The sequence below is a fragment of the Rhizobium sp. CCGE531 genome (genome assembly GCF_003627795.1).
Lineage (GTDB): Bacteria > Pseudomonadota > Alphaproteobacteria > Rhizobiales > Rhizobiaceae > Rhizobium.
The window spans coordinates 555,681-569,831 of the sequence record NZ_CP032685.1 but is presented as its reverse complement, the minus strand read 5'-3'; the positions used below and the strand labels follow the sequence as shown (position 1 = coordinate 569,831).

Sequence of the window (14,151 nt, the reverse complement as noted above, 5' to 3'; positions counted from 1 at the left end):
TCAATGGCGGCGCGCTCGCCGGCCAGCAACGGGGCTAGCGCTCGGCCAGCTTGTCCCAGGCCGGCGCGATCGCCTGCCGCACGTCCTTGTAGGCGTCGAACAGGCGGTCATAGCGCTCGACATTTTCCGGATCCGGCGCCTCGGCTTCGCCGAGAAGCGGCGTCACCCAATCGGCGATGCAACTGTCCATGTCCTGATAGGCGCCGATGGCGACTGCTGCCATCATCGCAACGCCGGCAGCACCCGCCTCTTCCCGATCTGAAATGCGCACCGGCGCCTGGACGGCGGCGGATAGAGAGCCGCGCAGCGCCTGTGAACGTGCAGCACCGCCGGTGATGCGCAGTTCTGAGGGCATGTCGCCCATTGCCGCGTAACAGTCCCGCGTCGCCATACCCAGCCCCTCGACCACGGCCCTCAGCATGTCGGCAAAGCCATGCCGCGTCGAAAGCCCGGTGAAGCCGGCACGCGCATGCGCATTGACGAAGGGACCGCGCTCGCCCGCCTCGGAGATATAGGGGTGATAGAGAAGGTTCGTCGGACGCGCTTCGGCAAACCAGGCATCGATGCGCGGAATGAGATCCGAATAGGAAACCTGGCTGCCACCCATGGACATCAGATCGGCCGCTATCCGCAGGATCCAGTCGATATTGATGGTCGCGCCCATATTGGTCTGGACCTGCGTAACGATACCGGGGATCGGCAAGGCGATGACATATCCCGTGCCCTCGTCGTTGAGCTGAACGTCCGATACGGCCTTGGCGCGCATATGCACGCCGGTCGACCCGATCGTCGAGCAGGCGGCGTTCTGCCCACCGGTGCGCACGCCGGCGCCAAGTGCGGTCATGACCATATCGACATAGCCGAGGCAGACCGGCGTTCCGGCAAGCAGGCCGGCGGCCTGGGCGGCCGCCTCCGTTAGCGGATGGCTCGTCTCGGTTCCATCGAGGATATCAGGCAGAAGCGAGCGCCGGCGGGCAAGGCCGAGCGCATCGATGGCGACCGGATCATATTGGCGATTGCGGAAATTGCCGAAAGTGAAGCTTGCCTCGGACGGATCGGTCGCCCGCACCCCTGTCAGATTGAGATAGAGCCAATCCTTGCAATGTAGCGCTGTCTCGGCCCGATCGAGAAGCTCCGGCATGAAGCGGTCCATATGAGCGAGCTGCGCACCCTGCTGGCAGGTATTCAGACCGGTGCCGGTCGCCTCGAAACGGGCGCGGTTGCCAGCCATGGCGCTCAGCCGCGTCACGGTGGGTGCGGCGCGCGCGTCGAGCCAGAGCCAGGCATCATCGACCGGAGCATTACCGGAGCCGACAAGCCAGGTGCCGTCGCCCTGCCCCGTGACCGCGATCGCTGCCGTTCGGGCAGCAAGGTTATCGACCTTCTCGCCAAGTCCGCGCAATGCGCTGACGCAATCCGACCACGTCTGGCCGAGCGACTGCGTGACCGAACCGTCTTCCCCGGTCGCGTAGCGATTGCGTGCTGATGCGGAAGCAATCTGCTTTCCGGACAATTCGAAGGCAACCGCCTTCAGAACGGAAGTACCCGCATCGATGCCGATGATGATCCCGTCACCTTTAGGCATTGCGCGTTGGCTCCACCATCATGCGCCCTGCGACGGGGGCTTTGGCATATATCACGAACATCTCATTCCTCCCCACAGCCACGAGTGCAATTTTGCCAACTCGCGCAGACATCGCCGCCACATCCAAGATCACAGGGGCGTCCGTGAATGGCTACCTTGCACATTCATTACTCCTAATAATCGAATCCGACGCAACAGCGATCCATCGAACAACGCGCATCTTATAACACAAAGATATCACTGTGGCAGTAAAATTTTTCTGGCCTTGTAATTTTTTTCATATAGAATGAATACTGTCAATTCCTCAACCATCCACGGAAAGAACCACGATGGGGAGGAAATTCGCAAACGGGCGAGCGACTGGCAAAAGCAAGACTTTAATCGAGGCGTTGTGAAACGTTTCTGTCACGCCTTATATAAATCAGTAACTTAAAGAAATTTCTTTGCGTAAACATAATCTGGTAGGCGCCAGCACAAGAAGCCTTGAATGACGCACGCCAAGCGGAAGTTGCGAGTCATCCAGGAGGAAAACATTGGCGCGCATGAAGACAAGCGATAGGCGGGACGCGCCAAATCGCGGTTGACACGCTCGAGGATTTATAACATATAAAACGAAGTTATTAACATACTTATATCACAATTATCGCATAGACGCGGTGTTTGTGACGCTGAATTGGGCGACTGGAGGAGACAGCCGCCCGCATGCTGAGGAGGCTCCTGATGTTGAATTTCCATTCCGGTGACGGCGTAAGCCGAACAGAGCGCCTGCAGGCCCGAAACCCGGAACCGGGCTTCCGCTAACCGGATCTCGGCACCTTTCTTCCCCTCTCCATCAGGCAATCCGGCTGATATGCCGAAGGTCGTTTGAACATGAATACGCAGACTCAATACGCAACTGCCAAACCGGCAGGCTCCAAGTTCAAAATCGTGGCGGGCATCGTCGCCGTGGTGATCGTCATCGGCGCCATCGCGGCCGATACCAAAGTCGTCAAGATCGGCTCCGCACACGACGTGCGCGAACAGGGCTTCCAGCCTGAGGCCTATGGTGCCGGGGAATTCCCCAAGGTGCAGGCAGATGTCGAAAAGCGCGCCGTCGATGCCGTGACGCTTGCCAATGCCGTTCTGGCCGACAAGAAGGCCGCCGGCACGAAATACGGCGTTGCCACCACCACCGGACCCGTTCTCCCCGTTTCGCTGACCGGCACTTTCGGCGAGCGCAAGGCCAATCTCAACGAGTTCAAGGCCGACGGCTTGCCTGACGGTGTCACCATCCGGGTACAAACAGGCCCGGCGATCAACGGCACCGATCTTCGCGATGCCACAGGCAAGATCGAATTCGGCCAGTTCACCAACCAGATCGAATACCAGGACGCCGGCTCCGCCATCAACAACGAGATGAAGAAGGCGACCCTCGGCAGCATGGATCCCGAAAAGCTGACGGGCAAGACGGCAACGGTCGTCGGCGTTTTCAAGCTCATCAATCCGAAGAACTGGCTCGTCACCCCGGTAAAGGTCGATGTGAAATGAGCCAGGTCCAGCACAATGGTGTGACCACGGGCGAAGTCGTTCTCGCCGCCCGCAACGTCGCCAAATCCTATGGCAGCGTCCATGCGCTGAAGGGCGTGAATTTCGATATCCGTCGCGGTGAAGTCACCACGCTCTTCGGCGAAAACGGCGCCGGCAAGTCGACGCTGATGAAGATCCTGTCCGGCGTCATCCAGCCGACCTCGGGAGACATCATCCTCGATGGCCACCCGATCAGCTTTGCCTCGTCGACGCATGCGCGCGCCTGCGGCATTTCCATCATCCACCAGGAATTGAGCCTGGCGCCCAATCTCAGCGTCCGCGACAACATTTTCATGGGTCGTGAGATCATGAAGGGCGGCGTGGTCGATTTTGCCGAGGAAGAGCGCCAGACCCGCGCCCTGATGGAGGAGCTGGAAGAAAATATCGATCCGCTCACACCGGTCGAGGACCTGCGTCTCGGCCAGCAGCAGATCGTCGAGATCGCGCGCGCGCTATCGGTCAATTCCCGCATCCTGATCATGGACGAACCGACCTCGGCATTGAGCGCCAGCGAAGTCGAAGTCCTCTTTAAGGTCATTCGCGACCTGACGAACCGCGGCGTCTCGATCGTCTATATCTCGCATCACCTGGAAGAAGCGCTGCAGATCACCCATCACGCCGTCGTGCTGCGCGACGGCAATATGACGGCCTATGCCGAGCGCAAGGACATCGATCTCGAATGGATCGTGCGCAACATGGTCGGCGACAATTTCGACCTCGGCAGCCCGCCGACCGGCCATAAAATAGGCAACGTGGCGGTGACGATCGACAATCTTACCGTGCCTGGGCCTTCGGGAGCTGCATACAACGCCGTGGATCGCATGTCGCTTGCAGTTCGTGCCGGCGAGATCGTCTGCATCTACGGGCTGATGGGTGCCGGGCGCACCGAGCTGCTCGAATGCGTGGCGGGACGCCTGCGATCGAGCAGCGGCCGTGTGCTGCTCCACAATACCGACGTCGGCGGCCTCAGCATCGCCGGCCGCATCGCGCAAGGCCTGGTCCTGGTGCCGGAAGACCGGCAGCGCGACGGCTTGGTACAGACGATGACTGTCGGCTCGAACCTGTCGCTCGCCAGCATCGGCGCCTTCACCAAGGGTCTGTTCACCTCGGGCGGCCGTGAGCGGTCGCTGGTGAACGACTCGATCCGCAAGGTGCACATCAAGACCGATGGCGGCGAGGCCGCAATCGGCTCGCTGTCCGGCGGCAATCAGCAGAAGGTCGTCATCGGCAAGATGCTGGCGACGCAGCCGAGAGTGATCCTGCTCGACGAGCCGAGCCGCGGCATCGATATCGGCGCGAAGGCCGAAGTCTTCAAGCTACTCGCCGAACGCGCCAAGGAGGGTCTCGCAGTGATCTATTCGACGTCGGAAGTCGCCGAATGCCTGAGCATTGCCCACCGCATCATCGTCATGCACCGCGGCAAGATTTCTGCCGAATTCGGGCCCGACGTCACCAAAGAGAAGATCATGGCCGCCTCCGGCGAAGCAGTGGTCGCGCACTAGCCGCATTCATGGAGCACTGATTATGTCAGTCACGAACATCACAGAAAAGAAACCAATTTCGAACGGACAGCGGCGGAACTTCAATCTCGTGCGGCTGGTCCTGGAAGGGCGCGCCTTCTTCGCGCTGATCGTCATCATTGCGGTCTTCTCCTTCCTGTCGCCCTATTACTTCTCGCTCGGCAATTTCCTGACGATGGCCTCGCATGTCGCGATCTTCGGCATCCTTGCCATCGGCATGCTGCTTGTTATCCTCAACGGCGGCATCGACCTTTCGGTCGGCTCGACGCTCGGCCTTGCCGGCTGTATTGCCGGCTTCCTCATGCAGGGCGTCACGCTTTCGAGCTTCGGCGTCATTCTCTATCCGCCGGTCTGGGCCGTGGTCGTGCTGACCTGCGCGCTTGGCGCTGTGGTCGGCGCCGTCAACGGCGTGCTCATCGCTTACTTGCGCGTCCCGGCTTTCGTCGCCTCACTCGGCGTGCTCTATGTCGCCCGCGGCATCGCATTGCTGATGACCAATGGCCTTACCTACAACAATCTCGGCGGCCGGCCCGAACTCGGCAATACCGGCTTCGACTGGCTTGGCTTCAATCGTCTCGCCGGCATCCCGATCGGCGTCATCGTGCTTGCCGTTCTTGCGATCATCTGCGGTCTCGTTCTCAGCCGCACCGCCTTCGGCCGTTGGCTCTACGCCTCCGGCGGCAACGAGCGCGCTGCCGATCTTTCCGGCGTTCCGGTCAAGCGCGTCAAGATCATCGTCTATGTTCTGTCTGGCGTCTGTGCCGCCATTGCCGGCCTGGTGCTTTCCTCGCAGCTGACATCAGCCGGCCCAACCGCCGGCACTACCTACGAGCTGACGGCGATCGCCGCCGTCGTCATCGGCGGCGCCGCCTTGACCGGTGGCCGTGGCACGGTGCGCGGCACCATGCTCGGCGCTTTCGTCATCGGCTTCCTGTCCGACGGCCTCGTCATCATCGGCGTGTCGGCATACTGGCAGACGGTCTTTACCGGCGCGGTCATCGTGCTCGCCGTGCTCATGAACAGCATCCAGTACGGACGTCGCACCAAGTCCAGCTGACGCCTACGCGAACTTGTCACCGACCGGTGAGGAATGCCGGTCGGGGAAAGAACCGCCGGTTCGCCGGCACCACTGAGCTCATCAAAAGGGAGAGAGACTAATGTTCAAAAAAGCTTTGCGTACCGTCATGGCAGCGGTTGCCGTGGCGCCGCTTCTGACGGGTGCGGCATGGGCTGCCGGCCAGATCACTGTCATCGTCAACGATCCGTCCAACCCCTACTGGTTGACGGAAGGCAATGTCGCCAAGGCGACCGCTGAAAAGCTCGGCTATACGGCAACAGTTGGCGCCCACAAGGGCGATACCAACACCGAGAGCAACCTGATCGATACGGCGATCACCAACAAGTCGGTCGCCATCATTCTCGATCCCGCCAATGCCGACGGCTCCGTAGGTGCCGTCAAGAAGGCCGTTGCCGCCGGTATCCCGGTTTTCCTGGTCAACGCTGAAATCAACCAGGAAGGCCTCGCCAAGGCTCAGCTCGTCTCCAACAACGCCCAGGGTGCCGCTATCGGCGCTCAGCAGTGGGTCGAAGCCGTTGGCGACAAGGGTAATTATGCCGAACTCTTCGGTGCTCCCTCGGACAACAATGCCGCCACCCGGTCGAATGGCTATGAAACCGTTCTGACCCAGTATCCCGACCTGAAGAAGGTTGCCAAGGAAGTCGCCAACTGGGACCGCACCCAGGGCCACAACAAGATGCAGTCCATGCTGCAGGCGCATCCGGATATCATTGGCGTGATCTCCGGCAATGACGAAATGGCGCTCGGCGCGATTGCCGCCCTCAAGGAAGCCGGCAAGCTCGCCAACATCAAGGTCGGCGGCTTTGACGGCTCGCCGGATGCTGTTGCCGCCATCAAGGCTGGTGAACTGCAGTACACCGTCCTGCAGCCGGTCGCCACCTTCTCGGCAGAAGCCGTGAAGCAGGCCGACAGCTTCATCAAGACCGGCAAGACCGGTGCCAAGAGCGAAAAGCAGCTCTTCGACTGCATCCTGATCACCAAGGACAATGTCGACAAGTACACGGCACCTTTCGTTCTGTCTGAATAATGCGATCGGGAGCGCCGGAAGCCGGCGCTCCCACCCTTTGACCGCCATCGGCGACACTCTGCCTAAACATCAGGCAGAACTTGCAGAACTGCTAGTAGCGAATTGCTTTTTATGCCTTTTCCCATAGCATGGCATTCGCTGCGGCAAGGGAACATCCGCAAGGCTCAGCGCTAGAGGCCGACGTGACAGACAAGACAAGCCCCGTATCATTCCTGCAAGATGAACTTCCGAGCGACAGCCGGCATTCCCGTCAGATCGCGAGGCGCCAGATGATCGCCGAAGCCGTCATGGCGGAAGGCTCCATGCGCATAGAGGACCTGACCGATCGTTTCGGCATCAGCCTGATGACGGCTCATCGCGACGTCGACGAGCTGGTCAGCCGTGGGCTGTTTCGAAAGACGCGTGGCATCGTCTCGGCCGCCGCCACCAGCCTGATCGAATCAAGCGACGTCTACCGTGCCAATCGGCAGGCGAGCGAAAAGAAGATGATCGCGGCTGCCGCAATGCAGTTCATCGAGCCCGGCCAGGCGATCTTCCTCGACGATTCCACCACTGTCCTGCAGATGGCTTCGCTGCTGCCTGCCAAGGTGCCGCTGACGGCGATCACCAATTCGCTGACACTGATGAATGCGCTGAAGGAGATGCACGACGTGACGCTTCTGGCGCTCGGCGGGCAATACTATAACTGGTGCAACGCCTTCATGGGCCGCATGACGATCAACGAAATCAATCGCCTGCGGGCCGATGTCGCCTTCATCTCGATGTCGGCCATCATCGACGACGTCGTCTTCCATCAATCACCCGAAATCGTCGACATCAAGCGCGCGATGTTCGACAGCGCCGCCAAGCGCATCCTGATGATGGATCACACCAAATTCGAGCGGCGGGCACTGCATAGTTTCGCGCGTTTAAGCGAATTCGATGTCGTGATCGTCGACGACAAGACGCCTGCCGCGCATCTGGAGGGCATGCGCAACAAGAATATCAATGTGGTCGTCGCCAAAGGCGACAAGGATCGGTCCTGACGGCCAGGCCTATGCGGTCGGCGCAGGAATAGTTCACGATCAGGAGTATCGAGAATGCCGAGTTTGCTCGGAATTGACAGCGGCTTGACCGTCACCAAAGCCGTCATCTTCGACGTCGACGGTACGCCGCTTGCCGTCGCGCGCCGCCGCGTAACCCAGTTCATGCCGAAAGCCCGCCATGTCGAGCGCGACATGGACGAGCTCTGGACCCGGACGGCCGATGCCATTGCCGAGGCGATCAGGCTCAGTAATCGTCCCGCCAGCGACATTCAGGCGATTGCCGCCACCGCCCATGGCGACGGCATCTATCTGCTCGACAAGGCGAAGAAGCCGCTCGGACGCGCCATTCTCTCGCTCGACAGCCGAGCCGGATCGATCGTCGAACAATGGCTGAAAAGCCCGCTTGCCGATCAAGCCCTGGCGCTCACGGGCCAGCTGCCGCACGTCTCGGCACCATCGGCGCTGCTTGCCTGGATCAAGGCCAATGAGCCGGAGCGTTTCGCGCAAATCGGCCATATCCTCAGCTGCAAGGACTGGCTGCGCTTCTGCCTGACTGGCATTGAAGGCACCGACCGGACCGAGGCCAGCACATCCTTCACCGATGTTTCGACGCAGGATTATTCGCCGGACGCGCTGAAGCTCTTCGGTCTCAGTGAGATGGTGGCTGCTCTGCCGCCTGCTTCGCGATCCGATGAGATCGTCGGATACGTGACCGAAGCCGTTGCGAAGCGCACGGGCCTTGCCGAAGGAACGCCTGTTGTTGCCGGCCTGCACGATGTCACCGCCTCCGCGCTCGGGGCCGGCGGCTACGCTAGCGGCGTCGTTGCGGTCATCGCCGGCACCTATTCGATCAACGAAACGCTTTCCTCGGAGCCGCGCGTCGATCGCCGCTGGTTCTGCCGCAACGCCATTGCGCCGGGCCAATGGAACAATATGTCGATCTCTCCGGCATCATCGGCGAATTATGAGTGGTTCCTGGACAAGCTCTGCGCCAGTGAAATTGCAAGCGCCGAGACTGCGGGCCAGTCGATCCATGCCTTGCTGGCTCCCGAGATCGCGGCGGCGTTCAACCGGCCGTCGAGCGCACTATTCCACCCCTATCTGTTCGGCTCACCCTATGGCGCCGACGCAAGCGCCGCCTTTTTCGGGCTTGGTGGCTGGCACGATCGCGGCGACATGCTGCGGGCGGTTCTCGAAGGCATCGCCTTCAACCACAAGATTCACGTCGATGCCTTAAGTGACGGTTTTTCCTTTGATCAGGCGAGATTGACGGGCGGCGTGTCGCGCAACCCGATCGTCGTGCAGATGTTTGCCGATATATTCGGCATGCCAGTTACCGTGACCGAAACCGATGAAGCCGCCGCCTGGGGTGCGGCGCTTTGCGCCGGCGTCGGTATCGGTGTCTACGCCAACCCGCAGAGCGATCCGCGCGATGTCGGCAAGATCGCCAGGACCTATCATCCGGATCCCGCCCGCAGCGCCGACTATCGCATCCGCTACGACCTCTTCCGCGACATTGCAGAAGCAATGACGCCGCTCTGGCCGCGGATCGGCAACCTCGCAACCCAACACTCCCAAGACTAGACCGAAATGCGCCGCACGGACGGGTTCTATCGCGGCAGCTCAGCAGGACGATGATGTTATGACCGATATGGCCGCCGATCTGAAACAACGCCTCTCGCAACTGCAAGACGGAGATGTCGATGTCGTCATTCTTGGCGCAGGCGTCAACGGCGCCGGTCTGTTTCGTGATCTCTCGGTGCAGGGCGTCAATTGCCTGATCGTCGATAAATCAGATTTCGGCTCGGGGACGAGCGCCGCACCTTCGCGGCTGATCCATGGCGGCCTCAAATATCTCGAAACCGGCGAATTCCGGCTGGTGGCCCAGTCAGCGCTCGAGCGGAACCTTTTATTGAAGAATGCGCCGCATTGCGTCGAAGCGCTGCCGACTTTCGTGCCGATCTTTTCCTGGACGCGCGGCATATGGGCCGCTCTTCGCACGCTGACGGGCTCGACGACCGCTCCGCGCAGCCGCGGCGCAGTTCTCATCAAGATTGGGCTTGCGCTCTACGACTTCTTCGGTTCGCGCAGCCGCGTCATGCCGCGCCATAGGTTTCTGCTGAAGGGCCGCGCGCTCAAGGAAATGCCGCATGTGACGCCCGAGATCGTGGCGGGCGGCATCTATTACGACGCCAAGATCAGCAGGCCGGAACGGCTGGTTTATGAGTTGATCAATGACGGGATGGAAGCGAACAAGGGCTCGCTGGCAGCAAATGCGACAAGACTTGTTTCAGCCGCCGATGGCCTGCTGACCTTCCAGCGCTCGGACGGCCATGCCTTCTCGGTCAGGCCGAAGCTCGTCGTCAATGCCGCAGGCCCCTGGATCGATCACGTCAATGCCGCTCTCGGCGCACCGGCCCATCTGATCGGCGGCACCAAGGGATCGCATATCCTGCTCGATCATCCGGAGCTTGTGCGCAGCCTGAACGGCCATATGATCTATTTCGAAGCCGATGACGGCCGCATCTGCCTCGTCTATGGTTATCTCGGACAGGCACTTGTGGGATCGACCGACATCCCTTGCGACGATCCCGACAATGTGCGCTGCGAGGAACCCGAGATCGACTATTTCCTTGATAGCGTACGCTCGCTTCTGCCGAGCCTCCGCTTCGACCGCGACCAGGTGACCTATAGCTATAGCGGCATCCGTCCTCTACCCGCTTCGGACGCCTCGTCGCCGGGCCTGATCAGCCGCGATCATTCCGCACCCGTGTTCGAGCCGCAGGCCGGCCGCCCCTTCCCGATCATTTCGCTGGTCGGCGGCAAATGGACCACGTTCCGAGGTTTTGCCGAGGAGGTGGCCGATACCGTGCTGGCGCGCCTTCAGCGCAGCCGCAAGACATCCACCGAGCAGCTTGCCATCGGCGGCGGCCGGAATTTCCCGGTCAACTCCAATGAGCGTGCGAGCTGGATGCGATCCATTGCCGTAAAGACCGGGGTGGAGGCAAGTAGAGCGGATGAGCTACTCGGCCGATACGGCACGACGGCCGCAGCAATCCTCGCCCATCCCTCAGCCTATAGCGACAGCCAGCGCATCAGCGGCGCGCAGCGTCATAGCGCGCTGGAAATCGATTGGATCGCGCGGCAGGAGATGGTCGTGCATCTCTCCGATATCGTCTTTCGCCGCACGACCATGGCGATCGAGGGTCTGCTGACGATCCAGGGCTTGCGCGAAATCGGTGCAATTGCCGCGGCCGCCCTGCACTGGGATGCGCAGCGGCTGGCGAACGAGATCAACGATGTCGCTGCCTCGCTGTCGAAGTTCCACGGTCAGACCTTGAGTAAAGAAAGCGTGCGCCGGGCAGCAAGCCCGGCGGCACGCTGATCGCTTAGGCTTTAAGAGAAAACCGGATCGAGTGAGCCGGACTTGTAGCGCCTTGCCATCTCGGTGACGGTCAACGGCTGGATGCGCGAGGCGTGTCCGGCCGTTCCGAACTGCTCGAAGCGCTCCTTGCAGAGCTTCGTCAGGGCAGCCATGGCCGGCTTCATATATTTGCGGGGGTCGAACTCGCTCGGATCCTCCTGCAGTACCCGGCGGATCTGGCCCGTCATCGCCATACGGCCGTCGGTGTCGATGTTGATCTTGCGCACGCCGTTCTTGATGCCGCGCTGGATCTCTTCGACCGGCACGCCCCAGGTCGGCTTCATCTGACCACCATACCTGTTGATGATCTCCTGCAATTCCTCGGGAACCGAGGAGGAACCATGCATGACGAGATGCGTGTTGGGCAACTTGCGATGGATCTCCTCGATCACATTCATCGCCAGCACCGAGCCATCCGGCTTGCGCGTGAACTTATAGGATGACAAAATCACAATTTTATGGGGAAATTGATCTTGGAATATAACGGCTGATTTCGCACCCTCTTGGAGAAATCAGCCAAATGAGCCGCCTGATTTTTTACACATCCTCAGCTACAATCGACTGCCGCTTTACGCCGCCCTTGATTGAGAGCCACGACGTTCCATCGATTGCTTATCCACATAAACATTTGAGGGATGATTGCTTACTTGTTTTCTATGGATAAAAAACGGATGCCGAAAGGCAGCTAGATATTCGTAAGTCACTCCGTCCAGCGGCAATATCGATCGCCTTGCTGATAAGGGGGTGAGTTCGCGGATGATTTAATGGCACCAGCCGGCTACTCGCAGGTGCACGCGGCATTCTTCGTGCATGAGCCAAGACAATCAGGTGAGAATGTCGGGCCCATCACCATTGTTCAAGTTTCCAGCGCCTATAGCCGCAGCGAACGCGTCGGTGCCTTTGGCATTGCGGAAGGATATCCAGCCATCATCCGCGGCGTCGAGGGTGGGCAAGCTTATCGAGCGCACTACCTTCTCCGATCCGGAGTTCCATAAGCGCGAAACCACTCTCTTCGCCAGCCGCAATACGCAGCCGGACGATTTTGCAGTGGTCGTAAAACAGATCGAGAGCGGCCTAGGTGTGCGGTCCCGGAATAAGGTGGTGCGGATTGATTTTGAACATTGACGGGTCTTTTGTCCAGGCGTCGCAGATCGCCTGGAATGGTGTTCGCCATCGCAATGCCTTGAGGTGCTTGGCGAAGTTATAGGCGGTGACGAAGGCCAGGACATGGGCTTTCAGGCTTTGCAGATCGTCGTAGTGGTAGACCTTGACGGTGGCGTCCTTGATGGTGCGGTTCATCCGCTCGGCCTGACCATTCGTCCAAGGATGGTAGGGTTTGGTTAGCCTATGCTCGATGCCGTTGGCGATGCAGACACGATCGAAGATGTGCGGGCCGAGGAAGCGGCGGCTGGGACCTGTGCGGTTTTTGGGGAGGTCGGCGAAGGCCATGCCGTTGTCGGTCAGCACGGTATGGATCTTATACGGGAAAACCTCGACGACGTTGCGCAGGAAAGCTGCGCCTTCCATCTTTCCAGCGCAGTCGTGGAACTCAACATGGGTAAACTTCGAAACCCGGTCGATGGCAAGGAACATGACCAGCTTTCCATCGGCATGGCGCAGCTCGCAACTGTCAATATGGACGTAACCGATCTCGTAGCTTTTGAACCGCTTACGCCGCTCCTTGGTCTCCTCGACCGGCAGCCGGGATATACCATGGCGCCGCAGGCAGCGGTGCAATGCGCTGCGACTGAGATTGGTGATGGTATCTCGCAAGCAGCCCAGCACGTCATCCAGTGGCAGCAGCGTCTTTTGCCGGAAAGCCACGACGATGGCTTCCTCGGCTGGCGTCAACACCGTGCTCTTGGAAACCTTAGGCCCCATCGGTGCATCGGTCGTCTTCGTCCGCTTGCGCCACTTGGCCACCGTCTTCGGGTTCAGGCCGTAGCGGGCGGCAAGGGAGCGGGTGCTTTCTTGCGACGCTTGGAGTTCGGCTCGAAGACGCGGCGTCGTACGGGCGCTGCCGTGAAGAACACTTCCCATAATGCATCCTCTTCCTGACGACTCAGGATCAATAATGCACCATCACACTCAGGGACTACACACCTAGAGTAAATTGAGGCGTTGACCACCCATCAGGGTTCATTGGAGGCTGGACCAGCGTTGTTTAAGGAGTGGCTGAAGCCTGAGGCGGGGACTCACAACTGCTATTTTGGCGGTAGGCCATACAGTAACATCGTAAAGCAGTGCGTTGCTAAGGAAGACAAGCCTTGGGCTAAGCTTGAGGACTCATGTTTCAAAACTGAAAATTATTACAAAATGCTTTACTCGAAGGTGTCTGCATCGGCGAGCAGAGGCTGGCGCTGATCCTTTGGGGAGAGCGCCAGGATATCCGCAGATCTCCAGTCGATGCCAATTTGCGGATCATCCCAGCGAATGCCGCGATCGCTTTCGGGCGCATAGTAATCGGTGGTCTTATAGAGGAATTCCACATGGTCGCTCAGCGTCAGGAAGCCGTGAGCAAATCCTTCCGGGATCCAAAGCTGGCGCTTATTTTCTTCTGATAAGAGCACGCCGACCCATTGCCCGAATGTCGGCGAAGATTTCCTGATGTCGACGGCGACGTCATAGACTTCGCCGACCACGACCCGCACGAGCTTGGCCTGCGTATGCGGCGGCAGCTGGTAATGCAGCCCGCGCAGAACACCCTTTCCGGATCGGCTGTGATTGTCCTGCAAGAAATCGGCGGATCGCCCTATCGCCGTCTCGAACTTCACCTTGCTGAAGCTTTCAAAGAAGAAGCCGCGATCGTCGGCAAACACCGTGGGCTCGATGATCTTGACGTCCGGAATGGCGGTATCGATCGCTTTCATTCTTCTTCCTGCTTCTATTGATAACATTCGGTGGCAAGTGGCATGACAGCCACTAC

At 59.9% G+C, this 14,151-nt stretch carries 10 protein-coding genes and 2 pseudogenes; 8 read left to right on the top strand and 4 right to left on the bottom strand.

Annotated elements, in window-relative coordinates; all coding sequences use genetic code 11:
• Positions 1 to 34: 34 nt before the first annotated feature.
• On the bottom strand, positions 35 to 1,585 hold the full coding sequence (locus CCGE531_RS22100) for an FGGY-family carbohydrate kinase (RefSeq protein ID WP_120667796.1): 1,551 nt from the start codon (positions 1,583 to 1,585) through the stop codon (positions 35 to 37).
• A gap of 870 nt (positions 1,586 to 2,455) precedes the next feature.
• Here CCGE531_RS22100 and CCGE531_RS22095 point away from each other — a divergent pair.
• The 7 genes from CCGE531_RS22095 to CCGE531_RS22065 all read left to right on the top strand — a co-directional run bounded on the left by CCGE531_RS22095 (position 2,456) and on the right by CCGE531_RS22065 (position 11,186).
• Positions 2,456 to 3,112 (top strand): DUF2291 domain-containing protein, encoded by a 657-nt coding sequence (locus CCGE531_RS22095; RefSeq protein ID WP_120667794.1) that lies wholly within the window; start codon positions 2,456 to 2,458, stop codon positions 3,110 to 3,112.
• On the top strand, positions 3,109 to 4,653 hold the full coding sequence (locus tag CCGE531_RS22090; RefSeq protein ID WP_120667792.1) for a sugar ABC transporter ATP-binding protein: 1,545 nt from the start codon (positions 3,109 to 3,111) through the stop codon (positions 4,651 to 4,653). The genes CCGE531_RS22095 and CCGE531_RS22090 overlap by 4 nt, the downstream gene beginning before the upstream one ends.
• Before the next feature lie 22 nt (positions 4,654 to 4,675).
• Positions 4,676 to 5,728: an ABC transporter permease gene (locus tag CCGE531_RS22085; RefSeq protein ID WP_120667790.1), complete on the top strand. Its 1,053-nt coding sequence runs from the start codon at positions 4,676 to 4,678 to the stop codon at positions 5,726 to 5,728.
• A 100-nt stretch (positions 5,729 to 5,828) separates the two neighbouring features.
• Positions 5,829 to 6,776 (top strand): D-ribose ABC transporter substrate-binding protein, encoded by a 948-nt coding sequence (locus CCGE531_RS22080; protein ID WP_120667788.1) that lies wholly within the window; start codon positions 5,829 to 5,831, stop codon positions 6,774 to 6,776.
• 269 nt (positions 6,777 to 7,045) lie between these two features.
• Entirely contained in the window at positions 7,046 to 7,801 is a 756-nt protein-coding gene (locus CCGE531_RS22075; protein WP_348633027.1) for a DeoR/GlpR family DNA-binding transcription regulator, read from the top strand.
• Between the two features lie 54 nt (positions 7,802 to 7,855).
• A complete protein-coding gene (locus CCGE531_RS22070; protein WP_120667786.1) occupies positions 7,856 to 9,385 on the top strand; it encodes an FGGY-family carbohydrate kinase in 1,530 nt (509 codons plus the stop codon).
• Between the two features lie 58 nt (positions 9,386 to 9,443).
• On the top strand, positions 9,444 to 11,186 hold the full coding sequence (locus tag CCGE531_RS22065) for a glycerol-3-phosphate dehydrogenase/oxidase (protein ID WP_120667784.1): 1,743 nt from the start codon (positions 9,444 to 9,446) through the stop codon (positions 11,184 to 11,186).
• 11 nt (positions 11,187 to 11,197) lie between these two features.
• Here CCGE531_RS22065 and CCGE531_RS22060 read toward each other — a convergent pair.
• Positions 11,198 to 11,665: pseudogene (locus tag CCGE531_RS22060) on the bottom strand (class II fructose-bisphosphate aldolase); the annotation flags it as partial.
• A gap of 529 nt (positions 11,666 to 12,194) precedes the next feature.
• Here CCGE531_RS22060 and CCGE531_RS34860 point away from each other — a divergent pair.
• Positions 12,195 to 12,299 (top strand): annotated as a pseudogene (locus CCGE531_RS34860) (dehydrogenase); the annotation flags it as partial.
• Here CCGE531_RS34860 and CCGE531_RS22050 read toward each other — a convergent pair.
• Together CCGE531_RS22050 and rfbC are read right to left on the bottom strand one after the other, a co-directional pair.
• Entirely contained in the window at positions 12,300 to 13,265 is a 966-nt protein-coding gene (locus CCGE531_RS22050; RefSeq protein WP_120667782.1) for an IS481 family transposase, read from the bottom strand. It abuts the pseudogene before it with no gap.
• 281 nt (positions 13,266 to 13,546) lie between these two features.
• Positions 13,547 to 14,095, bottom strand: coding sequence for a dTDP-4-dehydrorhamnose 3,5-epimerase (gene rfbC / locus CCGE531_RS22045; RefSeq protein WP_120667780.1), 549 nt, complete (start codon positions 14,093 to 14,095; stop codon positions 13,547 to 13,549).
• Between the last annotated feature and the right edge of the window lie 56 nt (positions 14,096 to 14,151).